Here is a 16,909-nt window from a genome sequence, read left to right on the forward strand (position 1 = left end):
AGCTAAGGCTGCGGTTTTTTTTGGTCCGGGTTTTTACTTGCGGTTCAGCATCACCGGCAACTGCGCCACCAGCTTGGCATTGTTCAACGGCGCACGAATGAACCCGCGCTGCGTTCCGTCCGGCCCGATCACCGCCAGATTCCCGCTGTGATCCACCGTGTAATTCGGCTTGCTGGTGTCCGCTGGAATGAACGGAATGCTCACTGCGTTGGCGACCTTCTGCAGCTCCTCGATCGATTTCGGCGTCAGGCCGATGAACTGCGGATCGAAGTAGCCCAAGTACTGCTTCAACTGCGCAGGGTTGTCGCGGTTCGGGTCGACGCTGACCAGTACGATCTGCAACTTGTCCACTGCATCCTTCGGCAGTTCGCTCTTGATCTGGCGCAGTTGGGCGAGGGTGGTCGGGCAGATGTCCGGGCAGAAGGTGTAGCCGAAGAACAGCAGGCTCCACTTACCCTTGAGCTCGTTGACCGTGACTGGCTGGCCGTCCTGATTGGTCATCGTCACGTCCGGCAGGTTGCGGCTCTGCGGCAGCAGGATGATGCCGGCGTCGATCAGCGCGGTCGGGTCGCCCTGGCCCTTGCCGCTCAGCACTTTGTTGACGGTCAGGCCGAGGATCAGCGCGATCACGGCCACGAGGATGAAGACGGTTTTCTGGGTTCGAGTCATAGGTTCAACAGTAAGTAGTGGTCTACGAGCAGGGCGATGAACAGCAGAAACAAGTACCAGATAGAGTACTTGAAGGTGTTGATCGCCGCGTGCGGCCGAGTGCCACGGTACAGCACCACGGCCCATTGCAGAAACCGCGCGCCCAGCCCGAGGGCACAGATCAGATACAGCGCGCCGCTCATATGGATCACGTACGGTAACAGGCTGACCGCCAGCAGCGCGAAGGTGTACAGCAGAATGTGCACCTTGGTGTAGTGCTCGCCGTGGGTGACCGGCAACATCGGGATGTCGGCCTTGGCGTATTCCTCCTTGCGGTGGATCGCCAGCGCCCAGAAGTGCGGCGGGGTCCAGGCGAAGATGATCAACACCAGCAGCAACGGTTCGGCGCTGACGTGGCCGGTGGCGGCGGTCCAGCCAAGCAGCGGCGGTGCGGCGCCGGCCAGACCGCCGATGACGATGTTCTGTGGCGTCGCGCGTTTGAGGAAACCGGTGTAGATCACCGCGTAGCCGAGCAGCGAGGCCAGGGTCAGCCAGGCGGTCAGCGGATTGGTGAAGGTCAGCAGCAAGGCCTGACCAAGCAGCGCCAATACCAGCGCAAAGGTCAGCGCCGCCGTGGGCGAAACCCGGCCCTCGGCCAGCGGCCGTTTGTGGGTGCGCGCCATGACCGCGTCGATGCGCCGATCCACCACATGATTGACCGCCGCCGCACCACCGGCACACAACGCGATCCCCAGATTGCCGAACACCAGCACCGTCCACGGCACCCCGGCGCGGGTCGCGAGGAACATGCCGACCAGCGAGGTGATGAGCATCAGCACCACGACTTTCGGTTTGGTCAGCTCCAGATAGTCTCGCCACAACGCCTGCGCGGGACGTTCGCCGATCAGAATCGCCATGGCGTCTCTCCTTTTATTGTGATGGGCGCCGCCGACTGTTTACGCGGGCTCAGACGCCAGCCCACGAGCATCGGCTGCTTGACCCGAACCAGACTGGTCCGCGCGTGATAGTTGACCAGCACCATGGTCAGCAAAAGCGCTGCGCCGCCGGCGTTGTGCGCCACGGCCACCGGCAGTGGCAGATGAAACAGCACGTTGCTGATTCCGAGGGTGATTTGCGCAGCGAGGGCGATCAGCACCAGCCCGGCCAGTCGCGTCATGCCCACGCCTTTCAGTTGCCACGCCAGACCAAGCAGAACAATCGTCACCAGCAGAGCGCCGATGCGGTGGGTCAGGTGAATCGCCGTGCGCGCATCGCTGTCGAGTTGCCCGCCGAGGTAGTTGGGGCCGATGTGTTGGGTCAGGTGAAAGCCGTTGGCGAAATCCGCCGGCGGCAGCCATTGGCCGTGGCAGGTCGGGAAGTCGATGCAGGCCACCGCCGCATAGTTGGAACTGACCCAGCCGCCGAGGGCAATCTGGCCGATCACCAGCAGCAATCCGGCGGTGGCCCAATATTGCAGACGCTTGGGCACAGTCAGCGCCGGCAGCACGCCGGACAGTCTCAATGTCAGCAGAAACAGCAGACTCAAGGTCGCGAAGCCACCGAGCAAATGCCCGGTCACCACTTGCGGCCAGAGCTTGAGCGTCACCGTCCACATGCCGAACGCGGCCTGGGCGAACACCACCGCCAGCAGAAACAGCGGCAGTTTCAGCGGTTGCCCCGGATGACGGCGGTTAACCCACGCGCGACCAGCCAGAATCGAGATCAGCATGCCCAGGGTGCCGGCGAAGTAGCGGTGGATCATCTCGTTCCAGCCTTTGTGCGCCTCCACTGGCGAGTCGGGGTAATGCAGTTCGGCATGGGCCAGTTGGGCTTCGCTTTTCGGCACGCTGATGAACCCGTAGCAGCCGGGCCAGTCCGGACAGCCGAGGCCGGCGTGGGTCAGGCGGGTATAGGCGCCGAGCAGCACCACGATCAGTGCCAGCAGGGTGGCAAATAGCGCGAGGCGAAATCCAGGTTTGGCCATGACGATGCCCTTATCCGATGTTCGACAGTTTCAGCAGGTGACGCAGGTCGTTGAGCAGATCCTTGCCCTTCACACTCGGGTCGTAGCGCAGCACGAGATTGCCGTGGGGATCGATGATCCACAGCTGCGGCGTGGCCTTGTCGCCGGTCGCCTTGCTGAATGCGGTGGCGTCCAGCGGATAGCGTTGAAGTTGTGGATATTCGCGGGTCAGCTTGGCTTCGTAGTCGGCCGTCAGCGGTTGCGCGGCGGCGAGGGCATGGCTGGCGCGGCCGGCATCGCGGCCGAGGCCGATCTGGATCTGCCGCGCCAGGTACACCAGTTGCTGGCAGTCCACCGCGCAGTCCTTCGGCGCGGTCACCAGCATCTGCCAGCGTTCTTCGTCAGCCGTCACGCCGAGGTCGGCGCGGCTCTGGCCATTGCCGATCAGCTCGCCGTGATAACTGCGTCCTTCCGGCACCCAGAACTGCAATTTATACATGCCGGTGGCGAGGATCATCGGGCCGATCACGCCGAGCAGGATCAACAGCAGTTGAATGCGCCCGCGGCGGCGACCGGCCGGGGCCTTGGCATCAGACATGCTGGGTGGATTCATGGCCGCTCCCATGGTGTTTCTCCTTCGCGTTGTGCAATCCGAGGTAGATGTAGAGACCGAACAGGGCGGTGGCCATGGCGAACCACTGCACGGCGTAGCCGAGGTGTTTTTCCGGGCCCATGGCAACCACCGGCCAGTCGGCCTGGTAGCTGGCGGGGCCAGGTTCTGCGCGCAGCTCGTAAGCGAAGCCGTCGCGCTCGAGGGTTTTCCACAATTTGGCGGGTTCGACGGCGGTGACGGTTTGCGGCCAGATGCTGCTGACCGGGTCGGCGTGCAACTGGAAGGTCGCGCCGGGGGCGACATACACCCAGGCATCGACATTCACCGCATCGGCCGGGGTCTTGAATTGCGGGGTAACACGCCGGTCCGGCCATGGCAGCCAACCGCGATTGACCAGCAGCCACAGGCCGGTGCGTTGATCCTGAAACGGTTGCAGCAATTCGACGCCGACCTTGCCGTCACGCTGCCTGTTGTCCAGCAACAGGCTGTGCGCCGCATCGAACTGGCCGTGCAGATGTACCCGGCGAAAGGCCGGGTCTGCGCTGTGCAGCAACTCGGTGCTGGCCATCGGCTCGGCGGCCCGGCGCTCGGCGTAACTGGCGAGCAGGGCGGTTTTCTCCGCGCCCCGGCCCAGTTGCCAGAAGCCCAGCGAAATCAGCAGCGGCAGCAGCAAGGCGACCACCAGCGTCGGCACGACGCCCGGCCGGAAGCGCTTCATGGCCGCGCCAGAAAAGCAGTGAATGCGACCGCTATACTTGATTGCATCGCCTGTACCCCCGGAGTCTTCCCATGCTCAAAGCAGCTATCGTCCTGATGCTGATTGCCACGGTGATCAGCCTGTTCAGCGGCCTGTTTTTCCTGGTCAAGGACGACAGCAGCTCGAATCGCCTGGTTATCGCCTTGAGTGTTCGGGTGGCATTGGCCGCTTGCACCGTCGGCTTGATTGCCTGGGGTTTCTACAGCGGCCAACTGGTGTCGCACGCGCCCTGGTAGCTCTGTCCGATCCTCAGAGCACGTAAACGAAGATGAACAGACCGATCCACACCACGTCGACGAAGTGCCAGTACCAGCTCGCGGCTTCGAAGCCGAACTGGTGCTCGTTGTCGAAGTGCCCGCGCATGATCCGCATGAGCATCACGAACAGAATGATCGTGCCGATGGTCACGTGAGCGCCGTGGAACCCGGTGAGCATGAAGAACGTCGCGCCGTAGATGCCCGAACCGAGGGTCAGCCCCAGTTCGTGATAGGCGTGCATGTACTCCTCGGCCTGCAAGGCGAGGAAGCCGCAACCCAGCAGCACGGTGATCAACAGCCACAGTTTCAGCGCACCGCGATGACCTTTCTTCAAGGCATGGTGAGCGATGGTGATGGTCACGCTGGAGCTCACCAGCAGGATGGTGTTGATCAGTGGCAGGCCCCAGGGGCTGATGACTTCCTTGGGCGGCGGGAACAGTTTCGGGTCGGGTGTGTGCAGCAGCGGCCAGGTGAACTGGAAGTTCGGCCAGAGCATGTGCGCAATGCCTTTGGTGCCTTCGCCGCCCAGCGCCGGACCGGAAATGTGCCGTACATAGAACAGCGCGCCGAAGAAGGCGATGAAGAACATCACCTCGGAGAAGATGAACCAGCTCATGCCCCAGCGGAACGAGCGGTCCAACTGCGGGCTGTACAACCCCGCGCGGCTTTCCTTGATCACTGTGCCGAACCAGCCGAACAGCATGTACGCGAGCAACAGGCCACCAACGAAAAAGATCAGCGGGCCGTGGGATTCCGGGCGTGCCGCCTTCAGATCGTTGAACCAGGTCGCCAGGCCGTACACCGTGGTGACCATGCCGATGGTCGCGACGATCGGCCATTTGCTCTGGGCCGGAACGTAATAGTGCTCATGAGTTGCCATTTATTGTTCTCCTTATCGGGCACGCTTAACCGCCAGTGTTTGCAGCCACCGGAGGATGTCGGGCGGTGATATCGAACAGCGTGTAGGACAGCGTCAGGTGCTTCACGTCCTTGGGCATGTCGCGGTCAACGATGAAACGCACCGGCATCTCGATCTGTTGACCGGGCTGCAGCACCTGCTGGGTAAAACAAAAGCATTCGGTCTTGTGGAAATATGCTGCCGCTTCGCTCGGCGCGATGCTCGGCACGGCTTGGGCGCTCATCGGTTTGTCGGTGGGATTGCGGGCGATGAAGATCATCTCGTTGACCGCGCCGGGGTTGGCCGTCAGTTCGTCATGCTTGGGGTAGAAGTCCCAAGGCATGTCGACATTGTTGGTCGACAAGAACTGCACCCGCACCTGCCGGGACTTGTCCACAACCTGCTCGCCCTCGTACTGCCCGGCGGTCTTGCCATTGATGCCGAACGCCTTGCACATCACGTCGTAGATCGGCACCAAAGCAAAACCGAAGACGAACATCGCCACCACCACGCCGAGCAGTCGGGTCACCAGTTTCTTCAGCGAAATCGAGTCAGCCATGGCGACGGCCCTCAAGGGCTACGGGGTTCATTTCACTTCCGGCGGCGTGGTGAAGGTGTGATACGGCGCCGGCGACGGCACGCTCCACTCCAGACCTTCGGCGCCATCCCACGGTTTGGCCGGTGCCGGCTCGCCGCCACGGATGGTCTTGATCACGATGAACAGGAAGAAAATCTGCGTGGCGCCGAACATGAACGCACCGATCGACGAGACCATGTTGAAGTCGGCGAACTGCAGGTTGTAGTCCGGAATCCGCCGTGGCATGCCCGCCAGTCCCACGAAGTGCATCGGGAAGAAGGTCAGGTTCATGCCGACGAAGGACAGCCAGAAGTGCAGCTTGCCCAGGGTTTCGTCGTACATGTGGCCGGTCCATTTCGGTAGCCAGTAATAGGCTGAGGCGAAGATCCCGAAGATCGCCCCCGGCACCAGCACGTAGTGGAAGTGCGCGACCACAAAGTAGGTGTCCTGGTACTGGAAGTCCGCCGGGGCGATGGCCAGCATCAGCCCGGAGAAACCGCCGATGGAGAACAGGATCACGAACGCCACGGCAAACAGCATCGGCGTCTCGAAGGTCAGCGAGCCTTGCCACATGGTGCTGGCCCAGTTGAACACCTTCACTCCGGTCGGCACGGCGATGAGCATCGTCGCGTACATGAAGAACAACTCGCCCACCAGCGGAATGCCCACCACGAACATGTGGTGCGCCCAGACGATGAATGACAGGAACGCGATGCTCGCCGTGGCATAGACCATCGAGGTGTAGCCGAACAGCGGCTTGCGCGAGAAGGTCGGGATGATCTGGCTGACGGCGCCGAAGGCCGGCAGGATCATGATGTACACCTCGGGGTGGCCGAAGAACCAGAACACATGCTGGAACAGCACCGGATCACCGCCACCGGCGGCACTGAAGAAACTGGTGCCGAAGTGGATGTCCATCAGCATCATCGTCACGCACCCGGCCAGTACCGGCATCACCGCGATCAGCAGGAACGCGGTGATCAGCCAGGTCCAGACGAACAGCGGCATTTTCATCAGGGTCATGCCGGGGGCGCGCAGGTTGAGGATGGTGGCGATCACGTTGATCGCGCCCATGATCGAACTGATCCCCATCAAGTGGATGGCGAAAATGAAGTAGGTCACGCTTTCCGGCGCATAGGTCGTGGACAGCGGTGCGTAGAACGTCCAGCCGAAATTCGGCCCGCCACCGGCAGTGAACAGGGTCGAGACCAGCAGCAGAAACGCCGCCGGCAGCAGCCAGAAACTGAAGTTGTTCATCCGTGGCAGGGCCATGTCCGGCGCGCCGATCATCAACGGGATCATCCAGTTGGCGAGGCCGACGAACGCCGGCATCACCGCACCGAACACCATCACCAGACCGTGCATGGTGGTCATCTGGTTGAAAAACGCCGGTTCGACGATCTGCAGACCGGGCTGGAACAGCTCGGCGCGGATCACCATGGCGAACGAGCCGCCGAGCAGGAACATGCAGAACGCGAACCATAGGTACAGCGTGCCGATGTCCTTGTGGTTGGTGGTCAGCACCCAGCGCATCAGGCCTTTGGCGGGGCCGTGGGCGTGGTCGGCATGACCGTGGTCATCGATGACAGCGCTCATGGCCGGTCTCCTTCAAGTGAGTGGACTTGGCAGGCCGGGGCGCCTTGCCCCGACCGATTCACGAAGTACGCAATAGACCGGCTCATTTGCTTTCCGCCTGTTTCAGCTCCAGCACTTCTTTTGGCGTGACCATGTCGCCCTTGTTGTTGCCCCAGGCGTTACGTTCGTAGGTCACGACCGCTGCGATATCGACTTCCGAGAGTTGCTTGCCGAACGCCGCCATGGCGGTGCCCGGTTTGCCGAAGTACACGCGGTGCAGGTGATCGGCTTTCGGCCCGGTGGCAATCGGCGAGCCCTTGAGTGCCGGGAACATTGGCGGCAGGCCCTGACCTTCGGCCTGGTGACAGGCCACGCAGGTGGTGTGATAGATCTTGTCGCCGCGCTCCTTGAGCTCGTCGAGAGTCCATTCCTTGCTGGTCAGCTCTTTGAGCTGCGCGGCTTCAGCCTTGCGGTCGGCCAGCCATTTTTCGTAGTCGGCCTTCTCCTTGACGTCGACCACGATCGGCATGAAGCCGTGATCCTTGCCGCACAGCTCGGCGCACTGGCCACGGTAGATGCCGGGCTTGTCGATGCGCGTCCACGCTTCGTTGACGAACCCGGGAATCGCATCGCGCTTGACCGCGAAAGCGGGTACCCACCAGGAGTGGATGACGTCGGCAGAGGTGACGAGGAAGCGCACCTTGGCGCCGATCGGCAGCACCAGTGGCTTGTCGACCTCAAGCAGGTAATGCTCGCCCTTGGCTTCCTTGTTGTGGATCTGCTCGGCGGGGGTGGCCAGGTTGCTGAAGAACTCGACATCCTGGCCCAGGTATTTGTAATGCCACTTCCACTGATAACCGGTGATCTGGATATCGATGTCCGGTTCACTGGTGTCGTACATGCGGATCAGCGTGGCGGTCGCCGGAACGGCCATCGCAACCAGGATCAGCAGCGGGACGACGGTCCAGAGAATCTCGACGGTGGTGCTTTCGTGGAATTTTGCGGCGACCTGCCCGGTAGAACGGCGGTGCACCATCATCGACCAGAACATGGCGCCGAAGACGATGATCCCGATCACCACACAGATCCAGAAAATGGTCATGTGCAGGTCGAATACTGCGTGACTGATTTCAGTCGCTCCAGGCGCCATATTCACAGTCCAGGCTGCATGCGCCGGGCTGAAAATCGACCACAACAGGAGGCCCATCCAGACGTGTGGATGTCGCATCATTGCGGGTTCCCCTTATCGTTCTTGTTATCCCGCCGGCTTTCGCCTGCGGCAAGGGAGCGGCTGCATCAGACTACGAACTTGAATCGCCGGGCCTTGCTGCGGGTGCAGTCGGGCGTCATCAGCTAACTCCATTCAATGGCGAGTATAGACAGCGGCGGAAAAATGCAATGTGCGGACGTAAATCGGATGAAACAGCTGGCACTTGCGTTCCAGGGCACGAATGGAGAAGGATGCAGACGAGTGGTGGCAAACCGATATAACGCAGGTGTATCAAGGATGAAATAATTATGAAAAATGCGTCTTAGCATTTTTCGTAAGCCAGCTAAGTTATGTCTTCCCTATTTCATTGCCTTGTTTCCTGGAGTTTTCATGAACACCGCCGCATTGCGCGAGCAGATCCACATAGCCCGACAACACGAGATCGAAACCGGAAAGCTGACCCGTCAGCTCGAAAGCCAACTGCAACACCTGCACCCGGCGATCCAGTTGCCGGAAACCGACGCCAACGGCGTGCTGACGCGTTTTGTCGCCGCCTACATCGATGAAGTGCCAGACCTGCTGGATGCAGCCAATGAAGTCGCCAGGGAAGCGGGAATCGAGTCACAGATCAAACCGGTGCTGAAAATCGCCGAACAGTACTTTCTCCAGCCGCCGGTCGGTCTGGACAGTCTGCTGGACGAAGCCTACCTGGCGCATCGCTTTGTCGAAGAGGTCAACGACCTGTATATCAAGCATTTCGGCCAGCCACTGATCCCCCTGGACATGACGGTCGCCAATCTGATTGCTCACCAGTTGCTCGGTGAGGAGTTTGCCAATCAACTTGATGAAGTGGTGCACCACGCGGTGGACAGCATGCTCGACGACGACAGCTTTGCGCTGGAGTCGGTGGAAGCCTACCGCGAGAAGCTCAGCAGCCCGGACACTGGCGCAGCGTGGAAACGCTGGCCGTGCATGAGTCGCCGTTTGGGCGTGGGCCTGGAGCTGGATCAGCCTGCGGCTTGATCGCTGCGCAAACGTTTGGGGGGAAACAGATCATTCTGCTTCCCCCCAAAGGCTTTAGCCTGCCGCACCGATGCCGGTGGTGGTCCGGATCCGTCCTTCAAGCCTGCGCTTCAAGCCGCGTGACTCGATCAACAGCTTCGAACCCTTGGCCGCGTTGGCCCGGCCCCACTCCTCGAGCAATTCCAGACACGAATGGTCGATGTAGCTCAGGTTGTTGAGCGGCACATGCACCGTCGCGCCCGGCGGAATGCTGCCGAGCACCTGAGTCAGCGCCGGCACTTTGAGGAATGTTGCCGCACCTACCAGACGCAGCTCCATTTCCCCGTCCTGCGGCAGATCGATCAGGCTGATCTTCAGCCGTGAAGCCTTGAACGCCAGTTTCACCAGGGTCAAACCGAAACCGATCAGCACGCCGGTCAGCAGGTCGGTGAAGATGATCGCCAGCGCCGTGGCGGCGTAGGTGAACATCGGCATCCGGCCATACCGCCCCAAGCCACGAAATGCTTTCAGATCCACCAGTTTGAAACCGGTGTAGACCAGCACCCCGGCCAGGCTCGCCACCGGAATGCTTTGCAGTACACTCGACAGCAACAGCACGAAGGCCAGCAGCCACAGGCCATGGAAAATCGTCGAGTAACGTGTGGTCGCACCGGCCTGGACGTTGGCTGAGCTGCGCACGATTACCCCGGTCATCGGCAGTGCGCCGACCAGCCCGCAGAGCATGTTGCCGACCCCTTGCGCCGACAGTTCGCGGTCGAAGTCCGAGCGCGGACCGCTGTGCATGCGATCCACCGCCGCGGCGGACAGCAGGGTTTCGGCGCTGGCGATGAAGGCCACGGTAAACGCGGCGATCAACAGTGTCGGGTCGGCCAGGTTCAGCAGATCTGTCGGCTTCAGCCAGTCGATGGCTTCGGCCAGGTTCTCTGGTACTTCAACCCGTTTGACCTGCAGCGCCAACAACAGGCTGGCGCCGGTCGCCAGGCCGACACCGAGCAGCGCGCCGGGAATGAAACGCAGCGAGTGCGGGCGGAATTTCTCCCACAGCCACATCACGGCGATGGTCGACAGCCCGAGCAATCCGGCCTGCCAGCCAAAGGACGGCAATGCCTGCGCCACTGCGCCGGGGAACGCCGTCAGGTTGTCCAGACCGGAGGGTTTCGGCGCGGCATCCAGCATCACATGCACTTGCGAGAGCACGATCAGCACACCGATCCCCGCGAGCATCCCGTAGACCACCGCTGGCGCCGTGACCCGGAACCAGCAACCGAGCTTCAGACGCCCGGCCACCAGTTGCAGAAAACCCGCCAACAACAGGATCGGCCCGAGCATCTCGATACCGTGCTGGCGCACCAGTTCGAACACCAATACCGCCAGACCCGCCGCCGGCCCGCTGACCTGCAATGGCGAACCCGCCAGCCAGCCCACCACCAGCCCGCCGATGATCCCGGTGATCAGGCCTTTGGCCGGGGGCAGCCCCGAAGCAATCGCAATGCCCATGCACAGCGGCAGGGCGACCAGAAACACCACCACCGAAGCCAGCAGCTCCCGTGGCAACACAGCTTTCAATTGAGCCGCACGCATGATGACTCTCCCGAAGTATTCTTCAGACGTGGCGAAGCCTGGTCGCTGAAACAGCGACCGGCGTCAGTCCACACGGATTTTTAGGAGGATTTAGAAGCGCGCTTTGGGCGTTGCCACCGGAATCGGATGGCTGCCGTCGAGCGGCAGGAAGCGTCCCTGATCCGCGTCGTAAGCTTTGATTTCGCTGGTTTCGATGTTGTAGACCCAGCCATGGATGAACAGATGACCGTTCGCCATGCGCGAGGCTACCGAAGGATGGGTACGCAAGTGTTGCAGTTGGGCGATGACGTTTTCCTCGGTGAGGATCGGCATGCTTTCTTTTTCGTCGGTGCAGTTGCAGTTGTCATGCACCATGGTTTTCGCGACTTCGGCGTGGCGCAGCCAGGCTTTGACCGTCGGCATCTTTTCCAGGCTGTCCGGGTTGAGCACCGCACGCATGGCGCCGCAATCGGAGTGGCCGCAGATGATGATGTGCTGCACGCCAAGCGCCAGTACCGCGTATTCGATGGCGGTGGAAACGCCGCCGTTCATCTGGCCGTAGGGGGGAACCACGTTGCCGACGTTACGGGTCACGAACAGATCGCCGGGGGAACTCTGGGTGATCAGTTCGGGAACGATGCGCGAGTCGGCGCAGGTGATGAACATCGCCCGTGGCGACTGGGCCGTGGCGAGTTTCTTGAAGAGTTCTTCCTGCTGCGGGAAGACCTCATGATGAAAATGCAAAAAGCCGTTAACGATCTGCTTCAACGCTGCATCGGCGGATTCCGCCACAGAGGCGGCTTGCGCCGACGCAGCCAACGGCTGTTTATCCTTGTCACTCATGATTCATCCTCATTGGCGGATTCGGGGAGTCGTTCCCGTGTATTCCGGTGTGAAGCCAGTGGCTGTTTAGAACATCCAGGTCATCCCGACCCGTCAGTCACTCGATGAACAAGGTAACTGCCGAAACTTAACTCAAACTGAATCAAGCGCTCTAGAACGTGTGTTCCAGGTCACAAAAAACGTGACTGGCGTGAACTTGGCCAAGCATTCCGTCCTCTCAACCATAGGTCAATGGTCCCTAAATCAGCGCCATCTGGCGACCAGGCGGACAGAAGGCTGTGCAATCCAGATTGAAACCTTCGCGGTGATTGAGTCCCAGGCGTTTCAACGCCTTGACGAAGCGTTGCGCGAGCAGGTCGGCGAACGGCCCTTCACCGCGCATTCGTGCGCCGAAGCGGCTGTCGTACAGCTCGCCGCCACGACTCTGGCGGATCAGGCTCAACACATGGGCGGCGCGCTGCGGGTAATGCGCTTCAAGCCATTCCTCGAACAGCGGCGCCACCTCCAGCGGCAGCCGCAGCATCATGTAGGCCGCGCTCTGGGCGCCGGCTGCATGGGCTTCGGTCAGCAGGCTTTCGATCTCGCTGTCGTTGATCATCGGAATCATCGGTGAACACAGCACGCCGACCGGAATCCCCGCTTCGCGCATCACCCGGATCGCCCGTAACCGCGCCTTGGGCGCGGCGGCGCGGGGTTCGAGGATGCGTTTGAGTTCGTCGTCCAGGGTGGTCAGGCTGATCATCACCGCCACCAACCGCTGTTGCGCCAGTTCGGTGAGCAGATCGAGGTCACGCAGGATCAGCGAGCCCTTGGTGACGATGGTCACCGGGTGTCGGTAGCGCAGCAGCACTTCGAGGGTCTGGCGGGTGATCCGGTGTTCGCGTTCGATGGGCTGATAGGGATCGGTGTTGGAGCCGAGGTTGATCGGCGCGCACTGATAGCCTTTTTTCCCCAGCTGTTCTTCCAGCACCTGGGCGGCATTGGTTTTGGCGATCAGCTTCGTTTCGAAATCCAGCCCCGGCGACATGTCCCAATAGGCGTGGCTGGGCCGTGCATAGCAATAAATGCAGCCATGCTCACAGCCGCGATAGGGATTGATCGAGCGGTCGAAGGGCAAGTCCGGCGATGTGTTGCGGGTGATGATGGTCTTCGCGGTTTCGAAGCTGACTTCGGTGCCCTGGGTCAGAGGCACTTCCTGATACCAGCCATCATCCTCGGCCACCGAACGACTCGGCGCGAAGCGGTTGTGCGGGTTGGTCGCTGTGCCGCGACCGCGCGGGGGCAAGGGACTGGTCATCACGGGTTTCCTTGATCTGTATATGCATACAGTATCCGCAAGATGACGGATGATCCACTACCGTTCAGCCGTGCATCAATAAATCGCGCGATTAGTTGTAAGTTTGTTTAGATGTAAAGTTGTAGTTGTGCAAATTAAGGAAACACAAGTTGGCTGTCCGTTTTCTATTAAAGTTCGTAGTATTTACTCCGCTTCACAACGCTTTATTATATAAAATACAAAAGGAATTGATGATGTCGTTTTTGAATTCGCGCGGTATTTTTCTGCAACTGATGCAGCCCGGCCCATCGGAGCCCAATACAGTGGTTTCCATGCAACTGGCGCGTAAAGAGTCGGGTTGGGATGCCGAAGCCGGCGAGCAGATTGAAAGGCTGGTCGACCCGATTTTTGTTACCGCAACCTCCCAGGATGGCGGCCACACCTTCAGCATTGGCCGTCTGAAGCACGATGTGGATCGCGACGGTGAAATCGGTGAGCAGGATCGGGCCAAACTGGTTGCCCTGGCCAAAGCCTATGCCAGTATTACCAATCCGTAACAGCGATTGAATAAATAACCCCTGCATGATTGATCATGCAGGGGTTTTTGCGCCTAGTTATGGCTGGTTACTTGTCCAAGATCACCGGCTGATGTTGTGGTCATATCATCTGTCCGTAACTTGGCAACATCTTTCGCAGTGACAGGGGATGCCTTGTTACCCCAACTTCCACGAATAAAACTCACGACATCCGCCACTTCCTGATCCGACAGTCGCCAGGCGAAACCCGGCATGGTGAAGGTCGACGGCGCTGTGTGCGTCGCAGGCAGGGTGCCACCCTTGAGCACGATGTGAATCAGCGAAGTCGGGTCGTCCGATTGCAGCACCGGATTGCCCGCCAGCGCCGGGAACACCCGGGTGTAGCCATGGCCGTCGGTGCGATGGCACGCCGCGCAGTTGTCGATGTACACCGAGGCGCCACGTTGACTGTCGTCACCGTTCCACAAGGCCTTGGCGACTTTCTCGTCGTACTGATGTGGCTGGTCGACAGGATCATTGGCCGGCAGCGATTTCAGGTAACGGGCGATCGCGGTCAGGTCGGCGTCGGTCATGTACTGCATGCTGTGGGTGACCACATCGCTCATGCCGCCGAACACTGCGCTGCGGTCGCTGCGACCGGTCTTGAGGAACTGCACCAGTTGCTCTTCGCTCCAGCTGCCAAGACCGTCCTTGTGGTCGCCGCGCAGGCTCTTGGCGATCCAGCCTTCCAGCGGCGCACTGCCTGACAGAAAACTGCTGCCTTCGGCTGCGCTCAGGGATTTTTCCTGCATGGTCAGGGCCCGTGGCGTATGGCAGGCGCCGCAATGTCCGAGGCCTTCCACCAGATACGCCCCACGGCTGACAACGGCATCGTCCGACGCGGGTTTGTAATCCTCGACCTTTGGCGCGAACAGCCAGCGCCAGCCCATCAGCGGCCAGCGCATGCTCAATGGCCACGGGATGTCGCTCGCCTTGTTTTCCTGTGCCACCGGTTCAACGCCGTGCATGAAGTAGGCGTACAGCGCCTGCATGTCATCCTGACTGACGCGGGCGTAGGACGGGTACGGCATTGCCGGGTACAAGGTACTACCGTTTTTGGTGACGCCATGACGCACGGCCTGGTCGAACTCCTCGAAGCTGTAGCCGCCAAGCCCGGTGTTGTCCGGGGTGATGTTGGTCGAATAGATCGTGCCGATCGGGGTTTCCATCGGCAGGCCGCCGGCGAACGGCTTGCCGTCCTTGGCCGTGTGGCAAGCCACGCAGTCGCCGGCGCGGGCGAGGTATTCGCCTTTTTTGATCAAGGATTGATCAACTTCCGCACTGTGAGCGGTAACGCTGCCAAGCAGCGCCAGGGTCGCGATAACAAGAGTCTTCATGGTCATCGCTCCTTAAGCCTGAACCAGCGGGCCAGGTTTTTTCAGGTATTGCTCGCGGATCGCTTTCGCCGACCAGTAGGTCAGCGCGGCAACCAGCCCGGTCGGGTTGTAGCCCAGGCCTTGCGGGAACGCCGAGGCACCCGGGACGAACACGTTGTGCACGTCCCAGCTCTGCAAGTAGCGATTCAGTGCGCTGGTCTTCGGGTCGGTGCCCATGATTGCGCCACCGTTGAGGTGGGTGGTCTGGTAGGACGCAGTGTTGAAGTGCTCGCCGACTTTCTTGCCAAGCACGGCGATGGCTTTCGGGCCCATGGCTTGCGCGACCTTGCCCATTTTTTCGACCATGAAGCGGTTCATCTTGATGTCGTTCTCCTGCCAGTCGAACGTCATCCGCAGTAGTGGCATACCGTAGGCATCGCGGTACACCGGGTCCAGATCAAGGTAGTTGCCACGGTAGGACTGATGCGCACCGTGAGCGTCCATCGACACCTGATGGGTGTAGTAATCGGCGGTCGCGCGTTTCCACGCACTGCCCCAGGCCGGGGTGCCCGGCGGGTTGGAGGTGCCGGCAATCGGTCGGCTGCCGGCTTGGTTGACCCACATCGGCGAGCCCCCGACGAAACCGTGTGGCCCGTGGTCGAAGTTGTCGGCGTTGAAGTCGTCCAGCGCCACACCGTTGCCGCCGGCGCCGATGAAGTTGTTGGTGTGAGTGTCCTTATCGAAGAACGCCTTGATGGTCGCCATGTTCTGGTAGGCGAAGTTACGTCCGACCACACCTTCGCCGCTGACCGGGTCGTACGGTTTGCCGATGCCGGAGAGCAGCATCAGCCGCACGTTGTGCAGCTGGAACGCGCCGAGGATCACCAGGTCCGCCGGTTGCTCGATCTCACGGCCCTGGCCGTCGATGTAGGTGACGCCGGTGGCTTTGGTTTTCGTGCTGTCGAGGTTGACCCGCAGCACGTGGGCGTTGGGCCGCAGTTCGAAATTCGGCAGCGGTTTCAGCGCCGGCAGAATGTTCACGTTCGGCGAGGCCTTGGAATACATGTAACAAACGTAGCCGCTGCAGAAACCGCAGAAGTTGCACGGACCCATCTGCGCGCCGTAAGGGTTGGTGTATGGGCCCGAAGTATTCGCGGAAGGCAGGTTGTAGGGTTTGTAACCAACCTCTGTAGCTGCTTTGCCGAACAGCTGTGCGGAAACCGTGTTCTTCTGCGCTTCCAGCGGGAACGGGTTCGAGCGATCCGGCGCGTACGGGTTGCCGCCCTTGCCCTGGCCGACCAATTGGCCTTTTACGGTCCAGGCCTGGCCGGAGGTGCCGAAGACTTTTTCGGCGAAATCGAAGAACGGTTCCAGCTCTTCATAGCTGACGCCGAAGTCCTGGATGGTCATGTCCTTGGGGATGAAGTTTTTGCCGTAGCGTTCTTCGTAGTGGCTGCGCATGCGCAACTCGATCGGATCGACTCGAAAGTGCACACCCGACCAGTGCAGGCCGGCGCCGCCGACGCCGTTGCCCGGCAAGAACGCGCCCAACTGGCGGTTCGGCAGGGCGATGTCGTTGACGCTGTGGCGGATGGTGACGGTCTCTTTGGAGATGTCCTGGAAGAGTTTTTTCCGCACGCTGTAGGTGAGTTCGTCGATCACCTGGGGATAGTTGCCGTCAGGGTAGGTGTCCTGCATCGGCCCGCGCTCTAGCGCCAGCACGTTGAGGCCAGCCTCGGTCAGCTCCTTGGCCATGATTGCGCCTGTCCAGCCGAAACCGACGATCACCGCGTCGACCTTCTTCATTGCCGTTGCCAT

The 16,909-nt window shown here is 60.9% G+C and carries 17 protein-coding genes; 3 read left to right on the forward strand and 14 right to left on the reverse strand.

Annotated elements, in window-relative coordinates:
• Positions 1 to 33 precede the first annotated feature (33 nt).
• From CAF87_RS27645 to CAF87_RS27665, 5 genes are read right to left on the reverse strand one after another with little or no spacing between them, the layout of a single operon-like run.
• Positions 34 to 669 (reverse strand): SCO family protein, encoded by a 636-nt coding sequence (locus CAF87_RS27645; protein WP_085733848.1) that lies wholly within the window; start codon positions 667 to 669, stop codon positions 34 to 36.
• Entirely contained in the window at positions 666 to 1,565 is a 900-nt protein-coding gene (gene cyoE, locus CAF87_RS27650; RefSeq protein ID WP_085733847.1) for a heme o synthase, read from the reverse strand. The genes CAF87_RS27645 and cyoE overlap by 4 nt, the downstream gene beginning before the upstream one ends.
• Complete coding sequence (locus CAF87_RS27655) at positions 1,553 to 2,632, reverse strand: heme A synthase (RefSeq protein WP_085733846.1); 1,080 nt, start codon at positions 2,630 to 2,632, stop codon at positions 1,553 to 1,555. The genes cyoE and CAF87_RS27655 overlap by 13 nt, the downstream gene beginning before the upstream one ends.
• Positions 2,633 to 2,642: 10 nt before the next feature.
• Complete coding sequence (locus CAF87_RS27660) at positions 2,643 to 3,236, reverse strand: hypothetical protein (RefSeq protein ID WP_085733921.1); 594 nt, start codon at positions 3,234 to 3,236, stop codon at positions 2,643 to 2,645.
• Positions 3,202 to 3,942, reverse strand: coding sequence for an SURF1 family protein (locus CAF87_RS27665; protein ID WP_085733845.1), 741 nt, complete (start codon positions 3,940 to 3,942; stop codon positions 3,202 to 3,204). Before CAF87_RS27665 ends, CAF87_RS27660 begins: the two co-directional genes overlap by 35 nt.
• 71 nt (positions 3,943 to 4,013) lie before the next feature.
• On the opposite strand from CAF87_RS27665, the gene CAF87_RS27670 reads away from it, so the two are divergent.
• On the forward strand, positions 4,014 to 4,217 hold the full coding sequence (locus CAF87_RS27670) for a twin transmembrane helix small protein (RefSeq protein ID WP_065260656.1): 204 nt from the start codon (positions 4,014 to 4,016) through the stop codon (positions 4,215 to 4,217).
• A 13-nt stretch (positions 4,218 to 4,230) separates the two neighbouring features.
• Here CAF87_RS27670 and CAF87_RS27675 read toward each other — a convergent pair whose 3' ends face one another.
• The 4 genes from CAF87_RS27675 to coxB all read right to left on the reverse strand — a co-directional run bounded on the left by CAF87_RS27675 (position 4,231) and on the right by coxB (position 8,519).
• Positions 4,231 to 5,118 (reverse strand): cytochrome c oxidase subunit 3, encoded by an 888-nt coding sequence (locus CAF87_RS27675; RefSeq protein ID WP_085733844.1) that lies wholly within the window; start codon positions 5,116 to 5,118, stop codon positions 4,231 to 4,233.
• Positions 5,119 to 5,143: 25 nt separating this feature from the next.
• Positions 5,144 to 5,695 carry a cytochrome c oxidase assembly protein gene (locus tag CAF87_RS27680; RefSeq protein WP_085733843.1) on the reverse strand — a complete coding sequence of 184 codons (552 nt, stop codon included), beginning with the start codon at positions 5,693 to 5,695 and terminating at the stop codon, positions 5,144 to 5,146.
• 27 nt (positions 5,696 to 5,722) lie between these two features.
• Complete coding sequence (gene ctaD / locus CAF87_RS27685; RefSeq protein WP_085713028.1) at positions 5,723 to 7,309, reverse strand: cytochrome c oxidase subunit I; 1,587 nt, start codon at positions 7,307 to 7,309, stop codon at positions 5,723 to 5,725.
• Between the two features lie 82 nt (positions 7,310 to 7,391).
• Positions 7,392 to 8,519: a cytochrome c oxidase subunit II gene (gene coxB, locus CAF87_RS27690; protein ID WP_085733842.1), complete on the reverse strand. Its 1,128-nt coding sequence runs from the start codon at positions 8,517 to 8,519 to the stop codon at positions 7,392 to 7,394.
• 369 nt (positions 8,520 to 8,888) lie between these two features.
• Here coxB and CAF87_RS27695 point away from each other — a divergent pair, with 369 nt between their 5' ends.
• Positions 8,889 to 9,521: a hypothetical protein gene (locus CAF87_RS27695; RefSeq protein ID WP_085733841.1), complete on the forward strand. Its 633-nt coding sequence runs from the start codon at positions 8,889 to 8,891 to the stop codon at positions 9,519 to 9,521.
• Positions 9,522 to 9,575: 54 nt separating this feature from the next.
• Here the strand turns inward: CAF87_RS27695 and CAF87_RS27700 are convergent, their stop codons facing one another.
• The 3 genes from CAF87_RS27700 to CAF87_RS27710 form a co-directional block, all read right to left on the reverse strand.
• Positions 9,576 to 11,102, reverse strand: a complete 1,527-nt coding sequence (locus tag CAF87_RS27700; RefSeq protein ID WP_085733840.1) for a SulP family inorganic anion transporter — start codon at positions 11,100 to 11,102, stop codon at positions 9,576 to 9,578.
• A gap of 90 nt (positions 11,103 to 11,192) precedes the next feature.
• Entirely contained in the window at positions 11,193 to 11,924 is a 732-nt protein-coding gene (locus CAF87_RS27705; RefSeq protein ID WP_085690433.1) for a carbonic anhydrase, read from the reverse strand.
• Positions 11,925 to 12,162: 238 nt separating this feature from the next.
• Entirely contained in the window at positions 12,163 to 13,221 is a 1,059-nt protein-coding gene (locus CAF87_RS27710; RefSeq protein ID WP_085733839.1) for a PA0069 family radical SAM protein, read from the reverse strand.
• A 233-nt stretch (positions 13,222 to 13,454) separates the two neighbouring features.
• Between CAF87_RS27710 and CAF87_RS27715 the strand changes: the two genes are divergently transcribed.
• The gene (locus tag CAF87_RS27715; RefSeq protein ID WP_085733838.1) at positions 13,455 to 13,757 is read left to right on the forward strand and encodes a hypothetical protein; all 303 of its coding nucleotides are present in this window, start codon (positions 13,455 to 13,457) and stop codon (positions 13,755 to 13,757) included.
• A gap of 53 nt (positions 13,758 to 13,810) precedes the next feature.
• Here CAF87_RS27715 and CAF87_RS27720 read toward each other — a convergent pair whose 3' ends face one another.
• Positions 13,811 to 15,112: a cytochrome c gene (locus CAF87_RS27720; protein ID WP_085733837.1), complete on the reverse strand. Its 1,302-nt coding sequence runs from the start codon at positions 15,110 to 15,112 to the stop codon at positions 13,811 to 13,813.
• A gap of 12 nt (positions 15,113 to 15,124) precedes the next feature.
• A complete protein-coding gene (locus tag CAF87_RS27725) occupies positions 15,125 to 16,909 on the reverse strand; it encodes a GMC family oxidoreductase (RefSeq protein WP_085733836.1) in 1,785 nt (594 codons plus the stop codon).

The sequence above is a fragment of the Pseudomonas sp. R38(2017) genome, assembly GCF_002112395.1.
Classification (GTDB): domain Bacteria; phylum Pseudomonadota; class Gammaproteobacteria; order Pseudomonadales; family Pseudomonadaceae; genus Aquipseudomonas.